The organism is Rothia sp. HMSC065B04 (assembly GCF_001812285.1).
Classification (GTDB): domain Bacteria; phylum Actinomycetota; class Actinomycetes; order Actinomycetales; family Micrococcaceae; genus Rothia; species Rothia mucilaginosa.
Genome location: NZ_KV808408.1, coordinates 722782 through 740088, shown reverse-complemented (window position 1 = coordinate 740088; position 17307 = coordinate 722782). Strand labels below are relative to the sequence as shown.

Below are 17307 nucleotides of genomic sequence, written 5' to 3'. Positions count from 1 at the left end.
AGGTAATTCATCACGTTATGTATTGTGGGTCGGCCCGGTTTTTCCTTGTCAGAGGCATATAATATTGGGTATATACTCACTCACGCTTCATACTTTCAACTGGTTTAATGCGTCAATTGACGGCTTAAGCCTATGAGCTAACTGGTGCTCTCTGCTCGGCTAATCGGGTCGTACCTGACTATCTCGTGATGTGATTCATGACTGGTAGTTGCGGTGCGGCCTTATTTTTTATGCCTTGATAGGACACCCAGATCTTTCCACTCAATTTCTTAAAGGACTGTCATGACTGTATGTTTTATGATCCTCGCCCATTCGCGACCTCAGCAATTTCTTGAACTCACCCGAATCATTAAAAACTCGGGTGGAGAAACAGTCGCTTTTATTGATAAAAAAGCTAATTTGCAGGAATTTGAAACTGCTGATGCTCATTTTGTAAGCCGCCGGTTTAACGTTAACTGGGGAGGTTATTCCCTGACACGTGCTATGCAGGTTCTGCTGCGTGAGGCTCTGCAAACCTACCCCGACGCTCATCACTATATTTTCTTGTCTGGCCAAGATTATCCGGCTCGTCCGCTCACTGAATACATTGAGTACCTAGGCCGAGAAGAGAACCGTGACCGATGCTGGATGAACTTCTACGCAATGGCACCTGGTACGCAGTTCTATACTGTTTTGAAGTACCCGCGTTCCTATGACTTGAAGGCGCGTTTGGGCAATAAGGTGTACGCCCTGGTTCAGAAACTTTGGGACGTATACTACTCTCGTCGGCCTCGCATGAAGTATCCGGTGCAGTTTTACCGTGGCTCTTCTTCTTGGGTTGTTTCTCGTGAAGGAGCGCTGGCAATGGTGAAATTCCTTGATTCCAATCAGGGCAAGGCTATGCAGAAGTTCTTGCGGAAAACCCACGTTTCTGATGAGATTTGGGGTGCCACTGCTCTCCTGAATTCTTCTGCGAAGGAACACGCTACCAACTGGGATACCGATGGTCAGCTGGAACCCGGAGTGATGAAGGGCGAGAACAAGGTTTACCACCATTACATTGATTGGGATCCTGAACGTGAGAACCCTGCTCTTCTAAATAGGGGTGATCTTGAGAAGATTGATGCGTCAGGTAAGTGGTTCATCCGAAAAGTTGATGCTGAAAAATCGCAGGATTTGCTCGATATTCTGCGTCAACGACAGATTTTATAATCCTCAGCTCCTGCCCCATCCGTGAAGAAAAGTGGTGCTACGAACCCGGTAGAATATGAAGGAAGCGCTTAGCGGTACAGAATGGAACGAGGGATTGAGTAATGAGCCAGCGAGCAAACCAGCAGACCCGGTCGCACTCTCAGAGTTCCACCGAACCCGCTCAGGGCGCTGCCTCCTCCAACGCGCCGCGTGGCGCCGCTAAGGAAGCCCGCACCTCCCTGTTGAAAAAGGCTAGCGCCCTTTTCTTCGGCGTGGGCTTGAACCAGCGCCATCCCGAGCGTGAACGTCAGGCGCAGGCTCGCCGTGAGGAACGTGCCCGCCGCCGTGCCGCTGCCCAGCAGGGCCGTGAAGAGGGCGGATACGACGCCCCCGTGGCGGCTCATATGTTCTCCGGCCGTAGCTTCCTGACCGCTGTTGTGGTGGGCGTGATTGCGCTCGGTACCGCATACCCGGTGGTCACCTACTTTGACCAGGACCGGGAAATCAAGCAGATTAACGCGCACATTTCTCAGCTGCAGCAGGAGAACGCCCAGCTGAAGGCGGAGCAGACCTGGTGGAACGACGACAACTACGTTCGTCAGCAGGCACGTAGCCGCCTCTACTATGTGAACCCCGGCGATACCCCCTACGTGGTCACCGGCATTACCGAGGACTCCACGAAGGCTGACGGTACTTCTGCGAATGCGAAGAACGCCCCCGAGGACGCCTGGACCACAAAGATCTGGGATTCTCTCGAAAAGAACTAGCCCCAGCTGCCGGCAGCAACCCTGCACGTGCAGACACCCGGCATAAGCGGACGAGGTGACCCCTCGTACCAGAAACTTAGGATTATGAGCACCGAAAACACCATTGAAGAGCTGAAGGCACGCACCCCCGGCGGCTTCGGCGTAACTGTTGAAACCCTGACCCCCACCGAGCAGGACATCCGTGTTCTCTCCGCGCAGCTGGGCCGTAAGGTCCGCGACGTGATTGAGATTCCGGCACGCTGCGTGTGCGGTAACCCGCTCATGGCTGCTACCGCGCCGCGCCTGAGCAACGGCACCCCCTTCCCGACCGTTTTCTACCTGGCGCATCCGGTGATTACCGCTGCGGCTTCCCGCCTGGAGGCGGGCGGCCTGATGTACGAGATGACCGACTCGCTGGCTGAGGACGCGGACCTGGCGGCACAGTACGCTGCCGCGCACGAGAACTACCTGGCTGAGCGTGAGCGCATCCGCCTAATCAGCGGCACTGAAGAGGTCCCGGAGATTGACGGCATCTCTGCCGGCGGCATGCCGACCCGTGTGAAGTGCCTGCACGCCGTTATCGGCCACACCCTGTCGGTGGGGCGCGGCGTGAACCCGATGGGTGACCGCGGCCTGGACGCTATCGCCGAGTGGTGGACCCCCGAGGTCTGCTCCTGCGACCCCGCGTGGCGTGAAGAAGCCTAAATATTGATTCTGGTGCGCCCGCATCGTCTTGAAGGACGGTGCGGGCGCATAATAGATAGAAGAAAGAGCGCCGAAAAGCGAAAATTTTTCGCCTACGGCGCTCGCGTTGCCTTTTGGCACTGATTGGTATTGAAGACCTGAAAGGAACCCACCGTGCGCGTTGGAGCGATTGACTGCGGTACGAACTCTATTCGCCTGCTGATTGCTGATTCCACTACTGAGGTGGTGGACGGGGTCGAGAAGACCGTCCTGAAGGACGTTGTGCGTGAGATGCGCATTGTGCGTCTGGGTCAGGGTGTGGACGCGACCGGCTGGCTGGCGCAGGAGGCGCTGGACCGTACTTTCGCTGCGGCTCGTGAGTACGCGCAGTTGCTGAAGGAGCACGGCGCTGATTCGGTACGTTTTGTGGCGACCAGTGCGACTCGCGATGCGGGTAACCGTCAGGTGTTTGTGGACGGTATCCGCGAGATTTTGGGTATTGAGCCCGAGGTTATCAGTGGTGATGAGGAAGCTGCTCTGTCCTTTGCTGGTGCGGTGCGCGCTGTCGGTTACGGTGATGGCGATACCCTGGTGTTCGACCTGGGTGGCGGTTCGACTGAGTTCGTGCTCGGTGACGAGTCGGGTGTGAAGGCTTCCCGCAGCGTCAATATTGGTTGTGTGCGTCTGACTGAGCGTCACATGATGAGCGCCCCGTCGACTGACTCGCAGATTGCCCGTGTTGAGGCTGATACTGACGAGGCTCTCGACGTGGCGCGTAAGACGGTGCCCCTGCAGGATGCGTGCCGCGTGGTGGCTGTGGCTGGTACCGCAACCACTGTGGCTGCCGCTGCGCTGGGTCTGGACCGCTACGATTCTGAGGCTATTAACGCTCAGAGCTTCTCCGTAGAGACCGTTCAGAAGACCGCCCGCTGGTTGGCTTCGCTGAGCCGTGCCGAGCGTGAGGAGCTCGGCTACATGCACCCCGGCCGGGTGGATGTGATTGGTGCCGGCGCGACGATTTACGCCCGCATCCTGACCCGTCTGAATGAGATGACTGATGGTGCCGTGGATTCGGTGACCGTCAGCGAGCACGACATTCTGGACGGTATCGCTCTGTCCCAGCTGTAGGCTTGTGCGCTCGCGCCGTGAACCGATGGTGGTTCACGGCGCGGCTCAGCTTGAGGAGTTTTAATGTTCCATTCTGAGCGTCGGCGAGGTATGCCCCTGACCGGCTGGTCTTTTGCGCAGTCTTGCGCCTGTGCGTCTCGTGTATTTGGTGTGCGCGCTTCGGTTGGTTCTGACCGAGGCGCTATTCGCCGCATCCGTAAGGGTGCAGCTTTGGGTGCTAGCGCCGCGTTGACTCTTCTGCCGTTGTGGACTCCGATGGCGCCTGTTGCCTGGGCGACGGACCCGACCCCTTCTGCTTCCCCGAGCCCGAAGCGGGAGGTGACGGCGACTCCTTCGCCGTCGGCTACTGCGGTGCCGAAGACTTCTGCGACTGCGAGTAAGGGCACGTCGACCACGAATGGTGATGATGTTCGTCAGCGTGAGTATTGGCTGAAGGAGTACGGTATTACGTCCTTGTGGTCGCAGGCTACGGGTAAGGGCGTGACGGTTGCTGTGATTGATACGGGCGTGGATGGTACTCACCCGGATCTTGAGGGTAATGTTCTGCGTGGTTATGACGCCTCGGGCGTGGGCAGCGAGGACGGCTGGAAGGGCCTGGGTGCTGAGCCGATGCACGGCACGGAGGTCGCTTCTCTGATTGCCGGTCACGGTCACGATACGCAGGGCTATTCTGCGATTGCGGGTCAGCCGGGTAAGCCGACCGGTGTGATTGGTGTAGCTCCCGATGCGAAGATTCTGCCGATTTCGCTGAATATGGGTACGACCGGCGGTAAGAGCATTGATGAGCAGATCCCGGCGGCGGTGCGTTACGCGGTCGATAATGGGGCTCAGATTATTAACATGTCGATTGGCTCGAATAAGACGAGCTGGCCGCAGAGCTGGGATGAGGCGTTTGCCTATGCGGAGCAGAAGGGCGTGCTGATTGTTGCGGCTGCGGGTAACCGCGGTAGCGGCTTGACGCAGGTTGGTGCTCCGGCGACGATTCCTGGCGTGTTGACGGTGGGCGGTATTGACCGGAATAAACAGGTTTCTGAGGGCTCGTCGACTCAGGGTATTTCGATTGCTGTGGTTGCTCCGAGTACGGATATGATTGCGGCTGCTCCGGGTAATGGGTACATGATTTGGTCGGGTTCTTCGGCTGCTGCTCCGTTGGTGACGGGTGTTGCTGCTTTGTTGAAGCAGAAGTATCCGAAGGAGTCGGCGGCTCAGCTGGTCCAACGTTTGATTGCTTCGGCTGATGATGCTGGTGTGACGGGCCGTGACCCTTTGTATGGTTACGGTATTTTCAATCCGCAGGATGCGATGGCTTTGGCGTCGCCTGCGGTGACGGCTAATCCGTTGGGTTCGATTTCTGAGTGGATTGCGGTGCATCGTAAGCAGCAGGTGAGTGAGCCGACTCCGAGTGATGCTGCCCCGGTTCATGAGGAGGGTGAGAGCATCGTGAAGGCGGCTGCGCCGGATGCGCGTCGTCCTCCGGAGGATCGTGGCTGGTTGCCGCCGGTGATTTTGGCGGCGCTGACGTTGTGGTTGACGATTATTACGGCTGGTTCGGTGCATCGTTTGCACAGGCTGCATGTGAGTGCGGGTGAGGCTGCGCGGATGGCTCGTGAGATGGCACATCATCCGGGTACTCATCACGGAAAGCACCGTGTTTCAAAGGGGTCGCAGCAGGGTGCTCGGAAGAGGACTCGTTAGGGTTCTTGTGAGTCTGGGATGCCGGTGTTTTTCTTCTCTGTGGGGGGCTTCTCCTGTTCGCCCGGGGCTGACTTTTGAGTTAGTCCCGGGCTTTGTTATGCGGGGGCTGGCTTTCGACGGGGGAACACCCCAATAAACGAAAATATCGAACATGCCGCGCAAAAAACAGAAAGGGTAATTTTGACCGTAACCCGCATCGCGAGATGAACCCTGTTCATATCTTCAAAACTTTTAACTTAGGGTCAGCTCAAAGGGGCCATAAGTGCGAAATCACCTAAACAAAGGCGTAAAATAGAAGATAACAGGTATGTGATAGACAGGCTCGTGCTGCTAGCCACTTCGCGTTGCGCAAGGACTTCCAGAGCGGGCCGCTTTGTTCGTCAGGGGAGCTTTCGGAACGACCCGAAAGTTGCACATACCACCCTACCGGGGCTACCGAACCTCGGTACCTAAAGACTAGGAAGTAACAAAATGGCATTCACTAAGGTGGCACAGGACCGTCCTCGCGTCCTGATCGTCGGTGGCGGCTACGTCGGCTTCACCGTTGCTAAGAAGATCCAGAAGGCTATCAAGGAGACCGGTGGCGTTGTCACCATCGTTGAGCCGAACCCCTACATGACTTACCAGCCCTTCCTCCCCGAGGTTGCAGCAGGTTCCATGGAAGGCCGTAACGCAACTGTGCCGCTGCGCCAGCACCTGCGCGACACCGAGCTGATCCCCGGCCGCGTTCTCTCCATCGACCACGCAAACCGCACCGCTGTAGTGGAGCCCACCGATAACGGTGAGCCCTTCGAGCTGAAGTACGACGAGATCGTCCTCGGCGCAGGCGCTGTGACCCGTGCATTCCCGATTCCGGGTCTGGCAGAGGTTGCTATCGGTCTGAAAACCATTGAAGAGGCAGTTTCTGTTCGTAACTGGGTTCTGGACCGCATCGAGGTCGCATCCATGCTGTCCGACCCTGAAGCACGTCGTCGTGCCCTGACCTTCGTCGTTGTTGGTGGTGGCTTCGCTGGCGTTGAGACCATCTCCGAGCTCGAAGACATGGCACGCGTTGCTGTTGAGCGCAACGAGCGTCTTTCCGTTTCTGACCTGCACTTCGTCATGATTGAGGCTGCACCGCGCATCATGCCCGAGGTTCCCGCAGACCGTGCAGAGAAGGTCGTTGCAGAGCTGCGTGCGCGCGGCATCGAGATCCTGCTGAACACCTCCCTCTCCGACGCAACCGACGGTAACCTGCAGCTGATCAACATGGCTGACAAGTCCCCCGCAGGCGAGATCAAGACCGACACCCTGATCTGGACCGCAGGCGTGGCAGCATCCCCGATGCTGAAGAACACCGACTTCCCGATTGACGAGCGTGGCCGCGTTCGCGTGAGCGCAGACCTGCGCGTCACCGGCGACGACGGCGTGGTCGAGGGTGCTTGGGCTGCAGGCGACAACGCAGCTGTTCCGGATCTCTCCGGTGGCGGCGTGGGCGGCTTCTGCGTTCCCAACGCTCAGCACGCTTCCCGCCAGGCTGTTGTTCTGGCTAAGAACCTGCTGGCTGCTCGCCGCGGCGAGCCCCTGACCGACTACTACCACGAGACCATTGGTGTTGTGGCAGGTCTGGGCCTGTGGAAGGGCGTTGCAAACTTCAAGGGCAAGACCATTGGCGGCCCGCTGGCATGGATCATGCACCGCGGCTACCACGGCTCTGCAATCCCCACCACCGAGCGCACCGTTCGCGTTATGACCACCTGGGCTCTGAACCAGATCTTCGGTCGCGACACCTCCTCGATCCGCCACCAGCGCTCCCCGCGCCTGGCATTCCAGGAAGCAACCGGTACCGCACCGGCACGCCAGAAGGCAAAGCTCTAAAATAGCCTGACTTAGGGGTACGCCCCTGGGATAGCGCATTTGAGATAAAAGCAATGGGCGGTGTGGAAGACTTTGGTCTTCTGCACCGCCTATTTTGCGATTGGATGCTTGCGAGCTGTTTAGCTTAGCTGCCCACCAGCGCTTTTGCGTGATGCTTGCTGCGGCGGGGCGCGGGGAACTGTTTGAAATGTGTCTCTGCTTAGATTCGAGTGCGTTTTCGTGGAATAATAAATATTTGTGTCCCGGACTGTTCGGGATACGCCCTCATAGTCCAATTGGCAGAGACAGAGGACTTAAAATCCTTGTGTTCTGGGTTCGAGTCCCAGTGGGGGCACTGCATAGACACGCGTAGATGCGCGGTATAGATAGGCGGCGGCTCTTCCCGTAGGGGAGGAGTCGCCGCTCGCGTGTTTGAAGGTTTACATGTCTGGGTTTTTTTGGGGGGGGGGTAAAAGACGATGCCCCCGACCAGTTCGGTTGCCATGGGGATGCCCACCTGCTCGAAGGAAGCGATGGTACCCGCGGGTTCCACGCTCAAAAACGCCCGCATACCGTCTTCTGGAGCCCAAAAACATGAGACCCTATATAGAGACACAGCCACAGACGCACCTCCGCCTGAATGGGGTAGTAGAGTCAGAAAGGCACAACATGCAGACTAAGCCCTCCATCATTGCCGTCGATATGGATGGCACCTTCCTCACCGACTCCAAAACGTTCGACACCGAACGTTTCTCGCGCATCCTATCCCGCCTGCAGGCGCAGGGCATCCACTTTGTTGTGGCGAGCGGAAACACCTACGCCAAGCTGCAGGACTATATGCGCGGCTTCGAGAACCAGGGTCTCATCTATATCGCTGAAAACGGTGCGTATCTTGCCGATGAGAGTGGCAAGCTTGCCGTGCATCCCTTTCTGGACGAAGATGTGCCGCGCATTATTGAGGTAGTGCAGGGATTGGACCGGATCGGTCTGCTGGTTTGCACCACCGAAGGTATCTACCTGCCCAAGGACCGTTGCGACCAGATTGTGCACATGATTCGCGGCTATTTTGAAGACACCGGTCAGGAGCTTCCCGAAACCCTCACGTTGGAGGACTTTGCGGCGTTCTTCTTCCCCGGCTCGGTCATGGTTGACTCTGTTGAGGATTTTGAGGGCGCACCCATTAAGTTCCCGCTGTTGACTCCGCCTAAGCAGACGCAGCAGTTGAGCGTTTACCTGCGTGAGGTTCTTCCGCAGACCGTCACTCCGATGGTTAGCGGCTTCGGTGCCATTGATCTGGTGCGTACCGGTGTCAATAAGGCGACCGGTCTGGAGGACCTGTGCGAGCGTCTGGATGCTGATCCGGCGGGCATTCTTGCCTTCGGTGACGGTGAGAACGACATGGAAATGCTCCGCTACGCGGGCTGGGGTGTTGCCATGTCTAATGCCCCGGAGGTTGTGCGAAATGCTGCTGATGAGGTGATTGGCTCGAACGAGGAACAGGCAGTTCTGGAGTATCTGGAACAGCTCCTGGACCGTTTGGAAGCTTCGCACTAGACGCTTCACAAAGAGACGCGCAGAAGCCTTTGCATGCGGGGCGGCGCGGGCCTGGGTGAACCTCAGGTAAACACCGCCCTGAAATATTCTGGCAAGGTCGCTAGAAGCCCATGCTGGTAACGAACAGCGCCCGTGAGCACAGAATCTATCCGATATAATTAACAGAATTAGTTTTGTACCCGTTTAAGGAGAGAAAGATGGCGGGAAACCCGCTTCTGAATTCAATGACGAAGAATGTCACTCAGGGTGACTCTCGTTTCGGTCGTTTTGGTGCGCAGCCGCAGCAGACCAGCCAGCAGGCGCAGTACGGTCAGCAGGCACAGTACGGCCAGCCGTACGGTGAGGCTGACTACGGCGTAGCAGCCCCCACCTACTCGGAGCCCATCCCCGCCGGTGAGCGCCTGACCATGAACGATGTCTTGGTTAAGACCGGTATCAACCTGGGCCTGGTCGCTGTCGGTGCCGCTGTTGCATGGAATGCACCGGTGCTGCTGCTCCTGGGCATGGTTGGCGGTCTGGTCCTGGGTCTGGTGAACTCCTTCAAGAAGAAGGTTTCCCCGATTCTGGTCATGACCTACGCGCTCATGGAAGGTCTGCTACTCGGTGGTCTGTCCGCTGTTGTGGATATGCGCTACCCCGGCGTGGCAGTTCAGGCGGTTCTGGCAACCCTCGTGGTTGCGGGTGTGACCCTGGCTCTCTTCGCCAACGGCAAGATTCGCACCACCCCCAAGCTGAATAAGATTTTCATGATTGGTGCGCTCAGCTACCTGGGTTACGGCCTGGTGTCCATGCTGACCGCGGGTATCTTCGGTTCCTCGCTGAACAGCTTCTCTATTGGTGGTATTCCGCTGGGCCTGGTGGTTGGTCTGTTCGCTGTTGCGCTGGCAACCTACTCGCTGCTGCTGGACTTCACCACCACCTCCGAGGCTGTGGAGGCTGGCCTGCCCGAGCGTGAGTCCTGGCGTCTTGCATTCGGCCTGACCGCTTCTCTGGTCTGGCTGTACGTTGAGATCCTGCGTGTTCTCATGTACCTGGCAAGCATCTTTAGCAACGACTAAAGCTCGTTATGAGGCGGCGGTACCGTGATGGTGCCGCCGCCTTTGCCGCTTTACTTCCCCGATGTATCGAGGCGCAGGGGAGGGGCGCAACAACATCACCACATACCGCCTCCGCTGGGGCAGCCGAAGCTGCCCCGCGCGGGCGCGACACCGATAACGATTTGGAGACACCGTGAAAATTACACCTGTTGCAGAAGAGCATGTAGCCGAGGAGGAGCGCGGCTACCGGGTGCCTTTTGCTATGGAAGTTGCTGGTGCTTGGGCGTGGCGCATCATTATGATTGCCGGTGCCGGTTGGATCCTTTGGAAGGGCCTGGGGCACGTCTCCCTGCTGGTTATTTCTCTTCTGGTGGCTCTGCTGCTGGCGGCTCTGCTGAGCCCCGCCGTGATGCTTCTGCGTAAGAAGGGCGTTCGTGCCGGTGGCGCGGCGGCTATTGCCGAAATCGGTATGATTCTGGTGCTCGCCGGTATTATTTCGCTGACCGGTCAGCAGATTCTGCGCGGCTTTGTGTCCATGGCGGATAAGGCGATGCAGGGCTACCAGCAGCTGATTGGTTGGCTGAAGAACCTCGGCTACGAGTTCGGTGCAGACCAGCTGAACCAGCTGCTGGAACAGATGGAGAGCGCTGTAACCAATAACCCCAGCTCCGTGCTGCACGGTGTGTCTCAGGTGGGTTCGACTGCGGCTGAGGTTGCAACCGGCACCCTGCTGACCCTGTTTACCCTGGTCTTCTTCCTGATGGAGGGTGAGCGTATCTGGCTGTTCGTCACTCGCCTCTTCCCGAAGGACGCGCGTGCCGCAGTCAACGGTGCGGGTCGCGCGGGTTGGAAGTCCCTGGGTGCGTACGTGCGCGTTCAGATTCTGGTGGCGGCTATTGACGCTATCGGCATCGGTATTGGTGCCGCAATTCTGGGTGTTCCGCTGGCTATCCCGCTGGGTGTGCTGGTCTTCCTCGGCTCCTTCGTTCCGGTGATTGGTGCCCTCATTTCCGGTGCTGTGGCTGTGCTGCTGGCGCTGGTTGCTCTGGGCCCGGTGCAGGCGCTGATTATGCTCGGTATTGTTCTGCTGGTTCAGCAGCTCGAATCCAACATTCTGCAGCCGCTCATTATGGGTAAGGCTGTCTCCCTGCACCCGCTGGCGGTTATTTTCTCGGTGGCTGGTGGATCCATGATTTTTGGTGCGGTGGGTGCTCTGTTCGCTGTGCCGACTCTGGCTGTGGTCAACGCGGTGGTGCGTTACCTGGCGAACCGTGACTGGGAGAAGGAAGCACCTCGTGAGGAGGAGTTCCTCTTCCCGCACGAGGTGGCTCGCCGCGAGCAGGCTGAGGAGAAGGCCCAGGAACGGCAGGAGAGCGTCAAGAATCTGGCCTCCCGGGTGCCGAGCCGTCAGAAGGCTGAGGAGCCTGAGAACCAGGCTTCCGAGGCTTCGGACTCCTCCGAAGACTAGGGGCCTGCATCGAGCGGGAGGTTTTGGCGTAGGGCACCCCGCCACCCTCGATAACGCACCGCTAACTCGTCCCGGCGATACCGCCGGCCGCGATGCCGTCTACGGCGGTGTCTCGCCAGGGGGCTACTTGCGACCGGGTAGCCCCCTTCGCTGTACCCATCCTCTAAAATGGGATGAGCAATACATCACCATCCCGCGCCCGCGGGACAACGCACCGTCAGAATGGAAAACCCGTGAGCGTAGATCTCGACTCCCTGCCCGTGACCATTACCGATATTGAACGTGCCGCAGAGCTGCTCGAAGGCGTTATTGAACGCACCCCGGTCGCCCATTCGCGTGCCCTGAGCCAGCGCCTGGGTTCCGAGGTGTTCTTCAAGTGTGAGAACCTGCAACGCGCCGGTTCGTTCAAGGTGCGCGGCGCGTATGTGCGCATGGCAAAGCTCTCCGAGGAGGAGAAGAAGCGCGGCGTCGTGGCGGCGAGTGCAGGTAACCACGCTCAGGGTGTGGCTCTGGCTGCTGACCGTCTGGGCATTAAGGCTCGCATTTACATGCCGCTGGGTGCGGCACTGCCTAAGATTACCGCAACCCGCGATCACGGCGCTGAGGTTGAGTTGCACGGTGTGACCGTGGATGAGGCTCTGGCGGAGGCGAAGCGCTACGCCGAAGAGACCGGCGCGGTGTTCGTGCACCCCTTCGACAATGAAGACATTATTGCCGGCCAGGGAACGATCGGTCTGGAAATCCTGGAGCAGGTTCCGGACGTTGACACCGTGATTGTGGGTGTTGGCGGCGGCGGTCTGCTGGCTGGTCTGTCCGCTGCTATCCGCGCGAAGGAGCAGAAGCTCGGTAAGAAGATCAAGATTATTGGTGTTCAGGCGGAGCACGCGGCGGCGTACCCGCTGTCGCTGGCTGCGGATGCTCTGGTGCCGCTAAAGAAGGTTTCCACCATTGCTGATGGTATTGCGGTGGGTCGCCCCGGCCAGATGCCTTTCTCCATCATCAAGGAGCTGGTAGACGATGTGGCGACCGTGAGTGAAGACGATATCGCTCGCGCCCTGATCTTCCTGATGGAACGTAACAAGCTTGTGGTGGAGCCTGCCGGTTCGGTGCCCGTGGCTGCGCTGATGAACGGCAAGCTGAAGGAAGAGTACGGCGACCTGGGTACGGTCGTGTGTGTGCTCTCCGGCGGCAATATTGACCCGATGCTGATGCTGAAGGTGATTCAGCGCGGTCTGTCTGCGGCTGGCCGCTACATGACCGTGAAGATGATGCTGTCTGACCGTCCGGGTGAGCTGGCGACCATTTCCCGCATTATTTCTGAGAATGATGCGAACGTGACCGGTGTGGATCACACCCGTGTGGGTGGTTCGCTGTCCATGGGTGATGTGTCGATTACCATCGACATGGAAACCAAGGGCGTGGAGCATTGCCGCCAGGTGATTTCTGCCCTGGAGGATGAGGGTTTCAAGCCCATCATCGTCTACTAAGCCGATATATTTATTAGCCGACGAGCTATAGCGTTGCCTCGAATCGGAAGGGTGGAGGCAACCAGATAGGCACACGCAGGCAGACAAAAAACAGTGCGGGGTGCTGACCGTTATAGTCAGCACCCCGCACTGTTTGTTTTAAATCTAGCGCTGTCTCTTAGCCCTAACTTCTTAGCCCTGGTAGGGGGTTGCGGAGATAATCTTGGCGCTCAGTTCCTTACCGTTCGGAGCGGTGTAGGTGACTTCGTCACCCTGCTTAGCGCCCATAATTGCTGCGCCGAGGGGGGACTTCTCAGAGAAGACCTTCAGGTCGCTACCTGCAGGCAGAGTGTCCTCAATTTCGCGGGAGCCGAGCAGGAACTTCAGGGTGCGGCCGGCAACCTCAGCTTCGATGACCATGCCGTGTTCTACCACGCCGTCGTCAGCGGGAGTATCGCCGATGTGCGCGGTTTCCAGCAGGTACTTGAGCTGCTTGATGCGTGCCTCGTTCTTAGCCTGCTCGTCACGTGCAGCGTGGTAGCCGCCGTTCTCGCGGAGGTCACCCTCATCGCGTGCCTGCGCGATGCGGTCAACAATTTCCTGGCGGTACGGGCCGGAGAGGTACTCCAGCTCCTGGGTGAGGCGGTCGAAGGCGTCCTGAGTGAGCCAGGCACCGGTGTTTTCAGCCATGCGTGTCCTTTGCTTATGCGCCGGCGTTGCCGGTGCGAAACGAATAAACCCGCTACCGTGTGCCAAAGAAAAGGCGAGGAGGTGGTAACGGAATGAATCAACAGACCTATTCTAGAACACCGGAGGATTTTCGGCTGTTACGCCGGTCGTATCTTCCCCTCTGAGCGCATCTTCGTCGGTACGCACGCCGGTAGCTGAACGCTCCGCCAGCATCAGCCTGTTTCTTGCCCGTGAATCTGCTGGTAGGGCGGGGTATTTCAGGATGTCACACGGCGTCATCTGCGCTAGTGCACCGGCGCTATCCTTGGGTATCATACGAGAAGCTACAACCGTAAAATTTCTGCCGCGTAGCGCTCGCACTTGCGAGTCACAGACACATCACCCCTGGCGCATCACACAAAGGAGACCACCGTGAGCGAAGCCATTGAACAGCTGAAGGCAAACCTGCCGACTCACCCTCCCGTGGACTCCCTCAAACCGCTGGAGGAGGACTACACCGGTCTGCGCATCCTCGCGGTGCACGCGCACCCGGATGACGAGTCCTCCAAGGGTGCAGGTACCGCTTCGGCGTATATTGCCCGTGGTGCCCGCTTCATGGTGGCGACGATGACCGGCGGCGAGCGCGGTGACATCCTGAATGAGGAGATCGCTAAGAGCCCGCGTGCGCACCGTGACCTGCCGGGTCTGCGCCGCGCTGAGATGGCGGCTGCCCGCGAGATTATGGGTATTGAACACCGCTGGATTGGCTTCTTCGACTCTGGTCTGCCCGAGGGCGACCCCATGCCGCCTCTGCCCTTCGGTAGCTTCGGTACCATGCCCCTGGACCGTGCCGCCGCGCCGCTCGTGCGTCTGGTGCGTGAGTACCGCCCACACATCATCATCACCTATGACGAGATTGGCGGCTACCCGCACCCCGACCACATCATGACCCACAAGGTTGCTGTGGAAGCATTCGAGAAGGCGGGCGACCCCGAGGCGTACGTAGGTGAGGGCGAGCCCTGGACCCCGCTGAAGCTCTACTACGACCGCGCGTTCAACCCCGAACGCACCCTCGCCCTGCACGAGCATCTGCTCGATACGCACGGTGAGAGCTTGCTGAGCGGCTGGATTGAGAACATCGCGCACCGCGCCTCCTCGGGGGAGGCACCTCGCCACGAGACTACGACCCGCATCCTGGTGACCGATCACTTTGAGCAGCGCGATCAGGCTCTGCTGGCGCACGCCTCGCAGGTGGACCCGAACGGCGTGTTCTTCGCCGTTCCCAGCGAACAGCTGAAGGATATCTGGCCCTGGGAGGACTACACGCTGGCGGCCTCGCACGCTGAGGTTCAGTTGCCCGAATCTAGCCTGGACGAGGGCCTGAGCGACTACTACGTTATCTAGGCTGGGGTGCATCGCCCCGCGCGTTACAATGATGCCCTTCACCCACGATATGAGTCGTAGGTGAAGGGCATCATCCATTCTTAGGCGCGCGATGCGTGCAGCCCCTGTACGCACCCCCGGATACCGCCACCAGATACCACAAATTTTGAGCCGATTCTCAGCCCAACCGCGATGCTGATTGCCGCGAAGGTACGGCGCGGCGGCGTAGAATAAGAGCTTGGACTCTTTCGTTATGAGCCCGCTGAATTATCTGCCACGACAGCCGAATGAGGTATGAGCTATGAGCGCCAACGCCCTGCCCGTGATTACTGTGCACGGCCACGCCAGCAACCCCGGCGCTGTCACTGAGCCTACCGTCTATGAGCAGGCTCTGGCACGCTCGCTGAGCCCTGAATCCCTGCCGGCACATATTGGAGTGCTGGTGGACGGTAACCGCCGCTGGGCGGCTCAGCGCGGCTTGAGCACCCGTGAGGGCCACGCCGCCGGTGCGGAGCGAATTATTGATTTTCTGGCGTGGTGTACGGAGCTGTCGATTCCGCAGGTGAGCCTGTACATGCTCTCCACTGAGAACCTGAAACGCCCCGAGAAGGAACTGACCGGTCTGGTCGCTGTGATTGATGCGTTCTTGGTGCGTCTGGTGGAGTCCGCCTGCGGCCCGGTGCGCGCCATCGGCAATATTGACCTGATTCCTCGCCAGCTGCACGAGCGCCTGGACTGGGCGATTGAGCAGACGGTGCACCTGCCCGGTGTTCGCGTGAACATTGCGGTCGGCTACGGCGGCCGCCAGGAGATTGTGGACGCGGTCCGCTCGGTTCTGCGCGAGGCTGCCGCTGAGGGGGCATCCTTGGACTCGCTTGCCGAACAGCTGAGCGTGGAGGATATTTCTTCGCACCTGTACACCGCCGATATGCCCGACCCGGACCTGCTGATTCGCACTTCGGGCGAGCAGCGCCTGTCCGGTTTCATGACCTGGCAGAGTGCGTATTCTGAGTTTTACTTCTGCCGCGCCCTGTGGCCGGATTTCACACGCGTTGATTTTCTGCGTGCCCTGCGGGATTACGCGAACCGTTCCCGCCGCTTCGGTTCCTAGAACCTATGCGTTCTAGCGCCGCCGGCGCGTGTTTCTCGGCCGGCTGGCTGGCTGGTTCCTGGCTAGCAGCCTCCGGTAGTACAGCCTCCAGCAATACAGAATGGACGTTCTATGCTCGCTGAGCTTTCCCGCCTCTACAACGCTGGAGGCGCCTCCACAATTGCCGCTCTGGTGCTCGGCAGCTACCTGCTGTATTTTCTGTGGTGCGCCCTGCGGCTGTGGCGTATTGATGTGCGGGAGCACCGTCTGCCGCACCGCATCCTGATTCCTTTGGCTATTGCCACCTATACGGCGCTGCCGGTGTCTTTGCTTTTTGCCGGTCGCCCCGCCGATATTTGGCGTGTGATTGGTGCCGGTCTGGTGCTGTGGTTCTGCTACCTGCTTCTGCGTATCCTGTCTTTTGGCGCGCTGGGCCGCGGGGATGTGAAGCTTGCCGGTATTCTGGGCGGCGTGCTCGGGTACCTGTCCTGGGCGAATCTTGGCTGGGCGTCGCTGGTGACGTTCCTTGCCGGTGGTCTGGTGTCTTTGGCTCTGGTGCTGTTTACGAAGGCGCGCGGTAGCACCCGCATTGCTTTCGGTCCGTTTATGCTTTTGGGGGCGCTGGTGGCGTTGGCTGCTCCGGCGTATTCTCTGTGGTAGATTTCGAAGTAGGGTGACCGTCCGGCTAAGTGGCGGGCTTGTTCTGTGTGCGGCTCGCGGCTGTTTGCTCTGCTCTCTAGCACCTATTCCCGATAGACTTGCCGGGGGCTTTTGAAAGGTTGATGTTATGCCTACTCCTCCCTATATCCGTAAGCTGCGTGAGCGGATTGGTTCGGATTACCTGTGGCTGTCCGGTGCGACGGCTGTGGTGTACCGTGAGCAGGATTCTAAGGTGCTGCTGGTGCGCCGTAGCGATAACGGGGCGTGGACCCCGATTACGGGCATTGTGGACCCGGGGGAGAGCCCCGCACTGACCTGCCTGCGTGAGGCGCAGGAGGAGGCGAACGTGCAGATTGAGGTGCTGGAGCTGGCGCAGGTGAAGGCTGACCCGCCGATGCAGTTCGGTAATGGTGACCGCTGCCAGTTCTTGGATCATACGTTCTTGTGCCGCTGGGTTTCTGGTGAGGCGAAGGTGAACGATGAGGAGTCTTCGCAGGTGCGTTGGGTGGATGTGTCTGACCCGGCGGAGCGTGCGTTGCTTTCTGAGCGGATGCTGGACCGTATTGATGCGGCGCTGAACTATGACGGCCACTGCCGTTTTGGTTTGGAGTCGGTGCCGCCGGAAGAGTACTAGACCGGCTGCTGGGGCTGAGGAAAAGCCTCCGAATGAGGCACGTAGATACAGAAGGAGGGGCGACCCGCCGTCATGGCGAGTCGCCCC

General features: G+C 59.1%; 15 protein-coding genes and 1 tRNA gene. 15 read left to right on the top strand and 1 reads right to left on the bottom strand.

Features of this window, described 5'->3' with window-relative positions; genetic code table 11:
• The first annotated feature begins 282 nt into the window (after positions 1–282).
• The 11 genes from HMPREF2845_RS06215 to ilvA all read left to right on the top strand — a co-directional run bounded on the left by HMPREF2845_RS06215 (position 283) and on the right by ilvA (position 12805).
• Positions 283–1191 carry a beta-1,6-N-acetylglucosaminyltransferase gene (locus HMPREF2845_RS06215; protein WP_083308743.1) on the top strand — a complete coding sequence of 303 codons (909 nt, stop codon included), beginning with the start codon at positions 283–285 and terminating at the stop codon, positions 1189–1191.
• 101 nt (positions 1192–1292) lie between these two features.
• A complete protein-coding gene (locus tag HMPREF2845_RS06210) occupies positions 1293–1937 on the top strand; it encodes a septum formation initiator family protein (RefSeq protein ID WP_070634180.1) in 645 nt (214 codons plus the stop codon).
• A gap of 84 nt (positions 1938–2021) precedes the next feature.
• On the top strand, positions 2022–2621 hold the full coding sequence (locus HMPREF2845_RS06205; RefSeq protein ID WP_070634179.1) for a DUF501 domain-containing protein: 600 nt from the start codon (positions 2022–2024) through the stop codon (positions 2619–2621).
• 153 nt (positions 2622–2774) lie between these two features.
• The gene (locus HMPREF2845_RS06200) at positions 2775–3728 is read left to right on the top strand and encodes a Ppx/GppA phosphatase family protein (protein ID WP_070634178.1); all 954 of its coding nucleotides are present in this window, start codon (positions 2775–2777) and stop codon (positions 3726–3728) included.
• A gap of 63 nt (positions 3729–3791) precedes the next feature.
• Positions 3792–5423: a S8 family peptidase gene (locus HMPREF2845_RS06195; protein ID WP_070634177.1), complete on the top strand. Its 1632-nt coding sequence runs from the start codon at positions 3792–3794 to the stop codon at positions 5421–5423.
• Between the two features lie 471 nt (positions 5424–5894).
• Positions 5895–7280 carry an NAD(P)/FAD-dependent oxidoreductase gene (locus HMPREF2845_RS06190; protein ID WP_049352115.1) on the top strand — a complete coding sequence of 462 codons (1386 nt, stop codon included), beginning with the start codon at positions 5895–5897 and terminating at the stop codon, positions 7278–7280.
• Between the two features lie 260 nt (positions 7281–7540).
• A tRNA-Leu gene (locus HMPREF2845_RS06185) sits at positions 7541–7614 on the top strand.
• A gap of 314 nt (positions 7615–7928) precedes the next feature.
• On the top strand, positions 7929–8813 hold the full coding sequence (locus HMPREF2845_RS06180; RefSeq protein WP_049358312.1) for a Cof-type HAD-IIB family hydrolase: 885 nt from the start codon (positions 7929–7931) through the stop codon (positions 8811–8813).
• 197 nt (positions 8814–9010) lie between these two features.
• Complete coding sequence (locus HMPREF2845_RS06175) at positions 9011–9871, top strand: Bax inhibitor-1/YccA family protein (RefSeq protein WP_070634176.1); 861 nt, start codon at positions 9011–9013, stop codon at positions 9869–9871.
• Between the two features lie 172 nt (positions 9872–10043).
• Positions 10044–11318 (top strand): AI-2E family transporter, encoded by a 1275-nt coding sequence (locus tag HMPREF2845_RS06170; protein WP_070594009.1) that lies wholly within the window; start codon positions 10044–10046, stop codon positions 11316–11318.
• A gap of 233 nt (positions 11319–11551) precedes the next feature.
• A complete protein-coding gene (ilvA, locus tag HMPREF2845_RS06165) occupies positions 11552–12805 on the top strand; it encodes a threonine ammonia-lyase (RefSeq protein ID WP_049350045.1) in 1254 nt (417 codons plus the stop codon).
• A gap of 171 nt (positions 12806–12976) precedes the next feature.
• Here the strand turns inward: ilvA and greA are convergent, their stop codons facing one another.
• On the bottom strand, positions 12977–13474 hold the full coding sequence (greA, locus tag HMPREF2845_RS06160; RefSeq protein ID WP_070634175.1) for a transcription elongation factor GreA: 498 nt from the start codon (positions 13472–13474) through the stop codon (positions 12977–12979).
• Positions 13475–13885: 411 nt separating this feature from the next.
• Here greA and mca point away from each other — a divergent pair, with 411 nt between their 5' ends.
• From mca to HMPREF2845_RS06140, 4 genes are all read left to right on the top strand, one after another.
• Positions 13886–14857 (top strand): mycothiol conjugate amidase Mca, encoded by a 972-nt coding sequence (gene mca, locus HMPREF2845_RS06155; RefSeq protein ID WP_070634174.1) that lies wholly within the window; start codon positions 13886–13888, stop codon positions 14855–14857.
• A 280-nt stretch (positions 14858–15137) separates the two neighbouring features.
• On the top strand, positions 15138–15947 hold the full coding sequence (uppS, locus tag HMPREF2845_RS06150) for a polyprenyl diphosphate synthase (protein WP_049350047.1): 810 nt from the start codon (positions 15138–15140) through the stop codon (positions 15945–15947).
• Positions 15948–16058: 111 nt separating this feature from the next.
• On the top strand, positions 16059–16586 hold the full coding sequence (locus HMPREF2845_RS06145) for a prepilin peptidase (protein ID WP_049346792.1): 528 nt from the start codon (positions 16059–16061) through the stop codon (positions 16584–16586).
• Between the two features lie 127 nt (positions 16587–16713).
• A complete protein-coding gene (locus HMPREF2845_RS06140) occupies positions 16714–17220 on the top strand; it encodes an NUDIX hydrolase (protein ID WP_005506863.1) in 507 nt (168 codons plus the stop codon).
• Positions 17221–17307: the final 87 nt, after the last annotated feature.

Coding starts and splice junctions, on each gene's coding strand:
- HMPREF2845_RS06215 (WP_083308743.1), top strand. CDS start 283: ATGACTGTATGTTTTATGATCCTCGCCCATTCGCGACCTCAGCAATTT.
- HMPREF2845_RS06210 (WP_070634180.1), top strand. CDS start 1,293: ATGAGCCAGCGAGCAAACCAGCAGACCCGGTCGCACTCTCAGAGTTCC.
- HMPREF2845_RS06205 (WP_070634179.1), top strand. CDS start 2,022: ATGAGCACCGAAAACACCATTGAAGAGCTGAAGGCACGCACCCCCGGC.
- HMPREF2845_RS06195 (WP_070634177.1), top strand. CDS start 3,792: ATGTTCCATTCTGAGCGTCGGCGAGGTATGCCCCTGACCGGCTGGTCT.
- HMPREF2845_RS06190 (WP_049352115.1), top strand. CDS start 5,895: ATGGCATTCACTAAGGTGGCACAGGACCGTCCTCGCGTCCTGATCGTC.
- HMPREF2845_RS06180 (WP_049358312.1), top strand. CDS start 7,929: ATGCAGACTAAGCCCTCCATCATTGCCGTCGATATGGATGGCACCTTC.
- HMPREF2845_RS06175 (WP_070634176.1), top strand. CDS start 9,011: ATGGCGGGAAACCCGCTTCTGAATTCAATGACGAAGAATGTCACTCAG.
- greA (WP_070634175.1), bottom strand. CDS start 13,474: ATGGCTGAAAACACCGGTGCCTGGCTCACTCAGGACGCCTTCGACCGC.
- uppS (WP_049350047.1), top strand. CDS start 15,138: ATGAGCGCCAACGCCCTGCCCGTGATTACTGTGCACGGCCACGCCAGC.
- HMPREF2845_RS06145 (WP_049346792.1), top strand. CDS start 16,059: ATGCTCGCTGAGCTTTCCCGCCTCTACAACGCTGGAGGCGCCTCCACA.
- HMPREF2845_RS06140 (WP_005506863.1), top strand. CDS start 16,714: ATGCCTACTCCTCCCTATATCCGTAAGCTGCGTGAGCGGATTGGTTCG.